General features: G+C 64.1%; 7 protein-coding genes and 1 pseudogene. 2 read left to right on the plus strand and 6 right to left on the minus strand.

The window, feature by feature from the left end:
* A partial coding sequence (locus EOA60_RS07165) for a response regulator (protein WP_164899214.1) occupies window positions 1–1395 on the plus strand: 1395 nt, incomplete at its 5' end.
* A gap of 23 nt (window positions 1396–1418) precedes the next feature.
* The gene (locus EOA60_RS07170) at window positions 1419–3488 is read left to right on the plus strand and encodes a response regulator (RefSeq protein WP_095823474.1); all 2070 of its coding nucleotides are present in this window, start codon (window positions 1419–1421) and stop codon (window positions 3486–3488) included.
* A gap of 9 nt (window positions 3489–3497) precedes the next feature.
* Here the strand turns inward: EOA60_RS07170 and EOA60_RS07175 are convergent, their stop codons facing one another.
* From EOA60_RS07175 to EOA60_RS07200, 6 genes and pseudogenes are all read right to left on the minus strand, one after another.
* On the minus strand, window positions 3498–4484 hold the full coding sequence (locus EOA60_RS07175) for an ABC transporter permease (protein WP_095823473.1): 987 nt from the start codon (window positions 4482–4484) through the stop codon (window positions 3498–3500).
* Entirely contained in the window at window positions 4481–5467 is a 987-nt protein-coding gene (locus EOA60_RS07180; protein ID WP_067003944.1) for an ABC transporter permease, read from the minus strand. Before EOA60_RS07180 ends, EOA60_RS07175 begins: the two co-directional genes overlap by 4 nt.
* The gene (locus EOA60_RS07185) at window positions 5464–7011 is read right to left on the minus strand and encodes a sugar ABC transporter ATP-binding protein (RefSeq protein ID WP_095823595.1); all 1548 of its coding nucleotides are present in this window, start codon (window positions 7009–7011) and stop codon (window positions 5464–5466) included. The genes EOA60_RS07180 and EOA60_RS07185 overlap by 4 nt, the downstream gene beginning before the upstream one ends.
* A gap of 154 nt (window positions 7012–7165) precedes the next feature.
* Complete coding sequence (locus EOA60_RS07190; protein ID WP_067003942.1) at window positions 7166–8200, minus strand: ABC transporter substrate-binding protein; 1035 nt, start codon at window positions 8198–8200, stop codon at window positions 7166–7168.
* Window positions 8201–8269: 69 nt separating this feature from the next.
* On the minus strand, window positions 8270–9184 hold the full coding sequence (locus EOA60_RS07195; protein WP_095783498.1) for a sugar phosphate isomerase/epimerase: 915 nt from the start codon (window positions 9182–9184) through the stop codon (window positions 8270–8272).
* Window positions 9185–9202: 18 nt separating this feature from the next.
* Window positions 9203–9875: pseudogene (locus tag EOA60_RS07200) on the minus strand (mannitol dehydrogenase family protein); the annotation flags it as partial.

Raw genomic sequence — 9875 nt, forward strand, 5'->3', positions numbered from 1 at the left:
GAGCTACGCGTCGAAAGCGAGCCAGGCAAGGGATCGACCTTCGCCCTGGTCATCCCCTTCGACGGCCCGCGCAGCAGCAGCCTGGCGGCGCCGATCGAGCTTTCGCCTGCCGACGTCATCGCGGCGGGCGTCCAGCCAGCAGATACTTCGGGTACCCCAGAACTGGCCGACGATCGTGACTCGATCAACCCCTCGGACAGGGTGGTGCTTATTGTCGAGGACGATCCGACCTTCGGAGGGCTGCTGCTCGGTCTTGCTCGATCCGCCGGGCTGAAGGGGGTGCTTTCAACGGCCGGCTCCGGCACGCTGGCACTCACCCGCAAGCTCATGCCCGATGCGATCACGCTCGATCTCGGCCTTTCAGACATCGACGGCTGGGTGCTTTTCGACCTTCTGCGGCATGACCAGAAGACCAGGAACATTCCGATCCATGTCATCTCCGGCGCCGAAGATCTCGAAGTGCTGACGCGCAGGGGCGCTGCAAGCGTTTCGAGCAAGCCGGTTTCGGCCGGCGAGCTCGCCCGCGTTTTCGAGGAAATCCATTCGCGGAACCTGAGGGTGCAGCGCAACGTGCTGATCGCCGATCCCGACCCCGAGCGCCGCCTGGCCCTGGTGGAAGCCATCCGCGATGGCATCACCTCGGTCACCGCGGTCGGTCGTGTCGCCGCCAACGCGGACGAGGTGGGCGCCGCCGCGTATGACGCGATTGTTTTCGGGTTTGGGCGTTCGGCCAAGGACAACGCCCAGATGCTCGACGAAATCGTGTCTCAGTTCAGCGACGCTCTACCGCGCCTGCTGTTCTTCACGCCGCACCCGGACGCGTTTCTGCAGCAGGTCGCGCTGCATCCGGCACTAGGCGATGTCCCACGTGCCGACAACTTCGGCCAACTCGGGCTCCTGATCTCGGCGGCACTGCCAAGCGACACGCAGAGCGAACAGATCTTGGCCACCGAGCAGGTCGACAATGCCGATCTCGCCGGCGCCAAGGTTCTGATCGTCGACGACGACATTCGCAACATCTACTCGTTGACCAGCGTGCTGGAGACTTACGACATTGATGTGCAGCATGCCGAACGGGGCCGGGACGGCATCGCGTTGCTCGAAGAAACACCCGACGTCGATGTCGCCTTGATCGACATCATGATGCCGGAAATGGACGGCTACGAGACCATGCGTCGGATTCGGGCCATGCCGGCGATAGCCCACATCCCATTGATCGCGGTTACCGCCAAGGCGATGAAAGGCGACCGTCAGAAATGCCTGGACGCCGGCGCATCCGACTACATCGCCAAACCGGTCGACCTCGATCTGCTGCTTGCGTTGCTGCGGGTTTGGATCGGTCGCGCGCGAGCGCGGGCTGAGCCCTTCGCGCCGGCATTGATGACCGCCATCTGAAAGCGCTCCGGCAGGTAAAAGGAATGGCCGCGATCGAGGCAGAAAGAAGCGAACCGGTCGAAGGATTGCGGGCACGCGTTCTCGCGGTCGATGATGACGAACGCAATCTGCTTGCCATCGCGGAGGTGCTTGGCGAAGTCGGCGAGGTCGTCTGCGCCCAGTCGGGTGAGGAAGCGCTGCGCTTCCTGCTCAAGGAAGATTTCGCCGTCATCCTGCTCGACGTGCTCATGCCGAACCTCGACGGCTACGAGACGGCCACGCTGATCCGCCGGCGTGAACGATCGAAAAACACGCCGATCATCTTCCTTACTGCGATCAGCAAGGAAGAGGCGCATATGCTGCGCGGCTATGACGTCGGCGCTGTCGACTACCTGTTCAAGCCGTTCGACCCGGTGATGCTTCGCTCCAAGGTTATGGTCTTCGTCGATCTTCATGAGAAGACGCGCGAGATCGAGCGAAACGCGGCGCGGGAGCAGCGGCTGCTCGAACAGGCGCTGAAGGCCAAGTCGGACAAACTCGATGCCGAGCGGGCGCTGCGCCATTCGGAAGCAAGGCAGGAGGCGATTCTTGCCTCGCTTCCGATCTGTTTTCATGCCCGCTCGGCTGAGGCGCCTTTCGCCCCAAGCTACGTCTCGAAAGGCGTCGAGCGGCTGACAGGGTTCCCGCCGAGCCGTTTCCTGTCGCATCCGGATTTCGGGCTCAGCCGGGTTCACCCCGACGATCGCGAGGAGGTAACCAGGTCGCTTTCGGCGGCATGCGAGACGGGGTCCTATGGCTGCGAATTTCGCTGGCGGTGCGCCAATGATGAATATCGCATCTTCTTCGATCGGGGCGTGGTTTCCAAAGATGACGCTGGGCTCGAGTTGCTTGGCACCATGCAAGACATAACAGAGCAACGCCGCCTGGAGAGCCAGCTGCTGCAGTCGCAGCGGCTCGATGCGATCGGCAAACTGACCGGCGGACTCGCCCATGACTTCAACAATCTCCTCGCGGCGATCCTTTCCGGCCTAAGCCTGCTCGAGCGACAGCTGACGCTGGACGGCAACGCTACCAAGATCCTCGACATGACACGCCGCTCCGCCGGGCAAGGCAGGGATCTCGTCCAGCGCATGCTCGCTTTTTCGCGACGCCAGGACCTGAAGCCCGTGGCAGTACCCTTGTCGAGCCTTGGGGATACGATGAACGGGTTGGTTGCCCCTGTCCTTGGAGGCCTCGTGCGCTTCAAGTGGCTGGTGAGTGACGACACATGGCCCGTATATGTGGATGCGGCGCAGCTCGAGCTCGCCTTGATGAACCTCATCTTCAATGCGCGAGACGCAATGCCTTCGGGAGGCACGGTTCTCGTCCGGACGAGCAACCGCAGCGTCGGCCACGCGGGCGACGAACTGCCGGCCGGCGACTATGTGGTGGTCGCTGTCGAGGACACCGGGACCGGAATTGCCGGCGACATGATAAGCAAGGTGGTCGAGCCGTTTTTCACAACCAAGCCGATCGGGAAGGGCACGGGGCTGGGTCTCAGCACCGTCTATGGTTTCGCCAAGCAGTCGGGCGGCACGCTCAGGATAGAGAGCGAGGTGGACCGCGGCACCATCATAGAACTGTGGCTGCCCCGATCCAATCAGCCGCAGGATGTCACCGAGGCTATCGCTGTTGCCGGCGCAGAGGCTGTCGAGGCCGTCGACGCGGAGCGCGCCACGGCGGTTGGCGAACGATCACTGACCGTTCTGCTCATCGATGACAGCCACTCCTTGAGAGAAATGACGGCCATGTCGCTCAGGCAGTCCGGCTTCGAGGTCGTAGGGGCCTCCGGCGGAGCCGAAGCGCTTGCGGCCATTGAGAGAGAGCCGGATCGATTCGACGTGATCGTCACCGACTTTGCCATGCCCCTTATCTCGGGCATAGACGTGATCCGGTTTGCCCGCAATCTGCGTGCCGGCTGGCCCGCGGTTATGATCACCGGCTATGCGGATGCGGAGAAAATCGTGGAGCGCCCCCTCGATGTCGCGCTCGTCGGCAAGCCGTTCGACGAAAAAGACCTTGTTGTGGCCATACATGCCGCAGCGCGCGGCAAGCTAATCAACGCCTCGGCATAGCTTCCCCTGTTACCTGTCCTCGATGATCCTCAAATAGGCCGCGGTCACGAACAGCACGATGGAACCGAAGAGGATGCGGCGGCCGCCTTCGGGCATATGCAGGATGGTGAGCAGCGTCGTCAGCACGGTCAGGATCAGCGCGCCGACAATGGTTCCCATATAGCCGCCGCGGCCGCCGAAGATCGAGGTGCCGCCGATGACGGCGGCAGCCACCGAAGGTAGCACCAGCGGCTCGGCGAGCGACAGCGAGGGCGCCTTGATCAGGCCGATATAGAGCAGGCCGGTGATGCCGGCGAGCAGGCTGGAGATGACATAGAGCGCCGTGATCACCTGCCAGTAGCGGACGCCCGAAAGCCGTGCAGCGCGCTCATTGTCGCCGACGGCGTAGAGCAGGCGGCCGAAGCCTGTACGGTTCAAGGTGAAGACGATCAGCACCGCCACCGGCACGAACAGGAAGAGCGCGTTGGGGAAGCCGTAGGTGAGACCGGTGCCGAGCCAGTTGAGGAAATCCGGAATCTTGGCGCCGGAGGCGATCACGGTGCGCTGGTAGACCTGCAGGAAGCCGGTGCCGATCAGGCTGGTGCCGAGCGTCATGATCAGCGGATGGACGCGGAAGACGCCGACGCCGACGCCGTTGACGAGGCCGATTAGCACCGCCGGCAGCATGGCGAGGATGAAAGCCACCGTCGGATCCTGGTTGACGATTTGCGTCGCCATGATGAAGGCGCTCATCGTCGCCACCGTGCCGACCGAGAGGTCGATGCCGCCGGTGAGCATCGTCATGGTCTGACAACCGGCGAGGATTGCCAGCGGAATGGCGAACTTGGCGGTGTTGGCGATCCAGCGCTCGTTGACGATCCCGGGGCGAAGAACCTGCAGGATCAGCACCAGTATGACGAGCAGGATGATCAGGGGAATGAGCGGCCGGTCCGCCATGAAGCGCTTCAGGCGGCGGCCGAGCGAGACCGGCTGGGGCATGGTCGCGCTGTTCGTCATGGTGTTGCTCCTGCCGGGCGGCCCCGGATGGTGATGAAGGCGCCGAACATCACCACGGCGACCATGATCGCGCCCTCGATGATGGCCGTGACGTTGGGATCGATGGCCAGAAGCGTCAGGTCGGTGCGCACCAGCCTGAGCACGAAGACGGCGATGATCGGCCCGAGCAGCCCACCCTTGCCGCCACCGAGCGCGACGCCGCCCAGCACCACCGCCGCGACGCTGGCCAGCAGATAGGGACCGGGGATCGGCGCGCCGATGCCGGTGCTGATGGTGAGCGACAGCCCGCCAAGTGCTGCGAACAGGCCGGAGAGCGCGTAAGCGACGATCCTGGTGCGGGCCACCGGCACGCCGCTGCGGAAGGCGGCGAGCTCGTTGCTGCCGATGGCGTAGATGGAGAGGCCAAGCCGCGAGCGCCTGAGCGGGATCCAGATGACGAAGAGGCAGACAAGCAGCAGCACCAGCGCCTTCGGGACCCAGGCATCGGCCCAATCGGGCAGGCCGGGGATCGGCATGGTGCCGACGACGGTGGCCTTCAGCCACTCGGCGGCTGCGCCGCCGGGCGCGTCAAGCACCAGAAGCGCCGCGCCTTGCAGAACGAAGAGCGTGGCTAAAGTAACCACGATATCCGGCACTCGGGTCACCACGATCAGGAGGCCGTTCAGCGCGCCGAGCACAAGGCCCATGGCCAGCACGAAGGGCACGACGAAGTACGCATATTCCTCGCTGGCGCCGTTCATCATCGAGGCGGCGGTGACGCTGGTCAGCGCCATCATGGCGGCCACCGACAGGTCGATGCCGCCGGCGATGACCACCACAGTCTGCGCGGCGACGGCGAAGGCGTAGGGGAGAACCGCCCGCGCCAGCGAGCCGAAGTCGCCGCTGCCGTAGCCCGGCTGGATCAGCTTGGTGACGACGAACAGGAATACGAGCAGGGCGAGCAGGCCGGCGACCCAGCCCTGGCGGCGCAGAAAGCGCATCATGGCGTGGTCTCCGCGTCGGACGTTGGCCTGACATCGGCAAGGATGCCGACATCGGCCCTGGCGCCGCGCGGCAGGCCGTAGGCGGCCCGCATCAGAGCCGGCTCGTCGGCGAGCTCGACCGGGAAGGTGTCGACGACACGGCCGCCGAAGATGACGATGACGCGGTCGCAGACACGCTGCACTTCCTCCAGCTCGGATGTGTAGAAGAGGACCGATTTGCCGAGGCCGGCGAGCTCGCGCAGCAATTTGTAAATTTCCTGCTTGGTGCCGACATCGATGCCGCGCGTCGGGTCGAAGCAGAGGATGGTGCGGGCATCTGCCGCGATCCAGCGGGCAATCGTCACCTTCTGCTGGTTGCCGCCGGAAAGGCGCTGGACCTCGCCCTGTGCGCGGGTGTCGATCTGCAGCCGGGCGATAGCGCTTGAAACCACCATATGCTCCCGGCGCACCTTGATCGGTCCCCATTTGCGCAGCGCAGCGCTGAAAGGCAGCGCGATGTTCTCGCGCACCGAACGCTGCATGGCTAAAGCCTCCGTGCGGTCACCCGGCACGTAAGCGAGGCCGGTCTGGATGGCATCGCTTGGATGGAAGAACTTCACCGGCGCGCCATCGACGGCGATCGTGCCGCCGGCCGGGCGGATCGAGCCGGCAAGGGCGGCGAAGAGCTCGTCCTGGCCCTGGCCCTCGAGGGCGACGACGCCGGCCACCTCGCCATTGGCGAGATCGAAAGAGACGTCATGCAGCTTCGTGCCGAGCTGCAGGTTGCGGACCGAAAGCCGAGGGTGGCTGTCCTTCACGACCGGCGCTTCGCTTGCCGTGCGCGCCGCGGCGACGCTGGTCTTCTCGATACGGGCGCCAAGCATCATCTCGACGATCTTTTCCTCGACGCCGGGCTCGATGTCGACCACGCCGACGGTTGCGCCGTCGCGCAGCACTGTGGCTCGGTCGCACAGCGCCGAGATCTCGACGAAACGGTGCGAGATGAAGATGACCGAGCGGCCGCTGTCGCCCTGGCGGCGCACGACTTCCAGCACTTTTTCGGCAAGGTTGGCGGGCAGCGCGGCCGTCATCTCATCGAGCAGCAGAACGTCGGGCTCGGCGGCGAGCGCGCGCGCTAGGTCGAGCACACGCAGGACGGCCAGCGGAATGTCGCGCGCGGTCTCGCGTATGTCGAGGTTCGGAATGCCGAGCTCGCGCACCCAGGCGCGGAACAGCTCGACCGGCGTGCCAGTGAGCCTGAGATTGGAAAGCACATCGAGGTCAGGGATCAGCGCCGGTTCCTGGTAGACCGGCAGCAGGCCGGCGCGACGCGCGGCGGCCGGAGAGCGGACATCGCGAGCTTCGCCACGGATCAGGATGCGGCCGGCATCCGCCGGGATCGCACCGGTCAGGATCTTAACAAGGGTCGACTTGCCGGCGCCGTTGGCGCCCATCAGCGCATGCACTTCGCCCGCCAGCACCGATAATGATGCGTCACGCAGCGCCGACACCGCGCCGTAATTCTTCGCCACGCCGGTGGCGTCCAGCAATGTATTGTTCGGCAATTCGTTCGTCGTCAAAACCAGCGTTCTCGCATCAAGCGCCAAGGACGGCAGGTTCGCACCTGCCGTCCCGGCGACCTTATCTGTCGCAGCTCCTTATCGCAAAAACCGTCGGATGCTTTTTGCGAAATCTGCGAAGTTGAAGTCGCTCAGGCGACTATTCGCCCGGACCCTTGCAGGCGACGATCTGCTCCTTGGTGTAGGTGGTCCAGTCCGGGATAGAGATCGAGACCGGCCATTCGGGGCTGAGCGACGGGTCGGCGGCCGCCTTCAGCTTGGCCTTGCCTTCCTCCGTGACATTTTCCCAGAGCTGCGGCTCGACCAGAACGGTTTGCTGCGCCGGCTTCTTGCCGTCGAGGATCTGCAGTGCGAGCGTGACGCCGGCGCCGCCGATCGAGCCGGGATTGGTGACGGCAGCGCCGACCAGACCCTTGACCGTGTTCAACTGACCGACGAAGCCGGCATTGTCGGCGCCGACAACCGGCACCATCGGCGCCTGCTGCTCGACCAGAGCGTCGACGATGACGTTGTCGATGCCGGAGGTCCAAATGCCGTTGATCGGCGTTCCGGTGGCGAGGAAGGACAGGATCTGCTGCTTGGCCTGGTCCTGCTGCCAGCCGGTGAAGACTTCCTGCGCGACCTTCACGTCGGGGAATTCGGCCAGCGCCTTCTTGAAGCCCTTGTCGCGGTCGCTGTCGGCGGAAGCACCGGCGGCGCCGCGCATGTACAGCACCTCGCCCTTGCCGCCCATCTGCTGGAACAGCCACTTGGCGCCGAGATAGGCATACTGTTCCTGGTTGTTGGAGATGATGTATGCGGACGGCTCAGTCACCGCCTGGTCGACAGCGACGACGACGATACCGGCCTTGGTGGCTTCCTCCAGACCGGCCTTGATGCCGGCCGGATCGGCCGGGTTGACGACGATGGCGTTTACCTTGGCGCTGATCAGATTGCGGATGTCCTCGAGCTGGCCGGCGGCGTCGGTGTTGCGGTGGGCGATGTTGAGCTTCGCCACTTCGCCGGAGGCGAGCGCCTGGGCCTTCATGGCGCAGATCATTTCCTCACGCCAGCCATTGCCCTGCACGGTGTTGGAGATGCCGATCGTGTATTTGCCTTCGGCGGACGACACGCCCACCGAGGCAAGCAAGGCAGCGCCGGCAAGCAGTGGGGCCATGGTCAAGTATTTCTTCATTTCAGTACTCCTCCACATTGATTTCAGTTCCTGGGCTCCGAAGCGATCGAAGCCTAGCCGTTTGTCCCCTCATTTGACGAAGGGGCGCAGCACGTCGCGAGCCAGCAGGAAACCGCGCTTGACCTTCTCGTCGCTTCCCTCGAACCGGCGGTCCTCATGCTCGATGACCACCGGCCCGTCATATCCAGCCCGGTAAAGGCCCGAAAAGATGCTGCTCCAGTTGATGTCGCCAAGCCCCGGCATGCGTGGCACCTGCCAGCCTATGCCTGCGGAAAGGATCCCGCGCTCATACAAACCATCATGATCGATCATCAGGTCCTTGGCATGCACATGCAGCATGTGCGGGCCGAACTCGCGGATGAAGCGTTCCTTGTCGATCATCTGCCAGACGAGATGCGAGGGGTCGAAATTCATGCCGACGTCGCCGCCCCAGGCCTCGAGAATCCGGCGCCAGACATAGGGCGAATAGGCGATGTTGTGTCCGCCCGGCCATTCGTCATAGCTGAAGATCATCGGGCAGTTCTCGAAGGCGAGCTTGACGCCGTGCTCGCGCGCGTGGGCGATGATCGCGGGCCAGATTTTCTGCGCGGCCTGCCAGTTGTCGTCGACAGTCTTCGAGGCGTCGCCGCCGCAGAAGGTGTTGACGAGCGAGACACCGATTCGGCTTGCCAGCACGATCACCTTCTTCAGGTGATCGATCACCGCATCGCGATGCGCCTGATCGGGATGCAACGGATTGGGATAGAAACCGAGACCGGAGATCGTCAGGCCCTTGCCGGCGAGCTCAGCGGCAATGTCCTTGGCTTGCGCGGGGGAGGTGCCGGCGGCGTCGATATGGCTGGTGCCGGCATAGCGGCGGCTGGCGCCCGAAGTCTTCGGCCAGCAGGCGATCTCGAGCGCTTCGAAGCCGGCCGAGTTCGCCCAGTCGGCGACATCGCCGAGAGCAATATCCGGAAATGGTGCCGTGAGCAGTCCAAGCTTCATGATGCCTCCCGCTTCGTACTATGCAGATCGTGCTGGTCGCTTCAACCGTCCGTCTGTTGGGTCAGCGCACACATGTCTGACAAAGGCCATCGGATCATCTGACAGCAAACCATCGAGGCTGGTGACGACATTTGCATGGAACATGTCGCTGGCGGCAAGTGACGGATGAAAGATGGCTTCGATGGCAAGGATTGCATTGGCAAGGGCCTTGCTGTCCGAACCAACGCGGTCGGCGATGGCCGCAATCTTTTCGGCAAAAGGATCGGACACCTGCCAGGCGCGGCCGAAGCGCGACGACGCCTTGATCAGATAGGCCATCCAGCCCGCGATCGGAACCGACAGCAGCGCGCTGCTTTGGCCCTTAGCCAGGCGATCACTGACCGGGTTGAGCAGGCGCTGGACGATCTTCTGCGAGCCGTCGGTAGCAATCTGGTGATTGCGGTGGCGGATCGCCGTGTTGGCGAGGCGCGAAAGGCTTTGCTCGACATAGGCCGACGGCGAGATGCCGGGCACGGGCATCAGCGTCGGCAGCGTCTCTTCCGTCAGCATGCGGCGGACGAAGGTGGCAAGCAACGGGTCGGCCATGGCGTCCGATGTGTGCTCGAAGCTGCCCAAAACGCCAAGATAGCTGAGCGTCGTCTGGGCGCCGTTCAGCACCCGCATCTTGAGATGCTCGAACGGCGTGACGTCG

The organism is Mesorhizobium sp. M1A.F.Ca.IN.020.06.1.1, from assembly GCF_004023265.1.
Classification (GTDB): domain Bacteria; phylum Pseudomonadota; class Alphaproteobacteria; order Rhizobiales; family Rhizobiaceae; genus Mesorhizobium.

Excerpts from the sequence above, each read along its gene's own strand:
- EOA60_RS07170 (WP_095823474.1), top strand. The coding sequence starts at position 1,419 with ATGGCCGCGATCGAGGCAGAAAGAAGCGAACCGGTCGAAGGATTGCGG.
- EOA60_RS07175 (WP_095823473.1), bottom strand. The coding sequence starts at position 4,484 with ATGACGAACAGCGCGACCATGCCCCAGCCGGTCTCGCTCGGCCGCCGC.
- EOA60_RS07180 (WP_067003944.1), bottom strand. The coding sequence starts at position 5,467 with ATGATGCGCTTTCTGCGCCGCCAGGGCTGGGTCGCCGGCCTGCTCGCC.
- EOA60_RS07190 (WP_067003942.1), bottom strand. The coding sequence starts at position 8,200 with ATGAAGAAATACTTGACCATGGCCCCACTGCTTGCCGGCGCTGCCTTG.
- EOA60_RS07195 (WP_095783498.1), bottom strand. The coding sequence starts at position 9,184 with ATGAAGCTTGGACTGCTCACGGCACCATTTCCGGATATTGCTCTCGGC.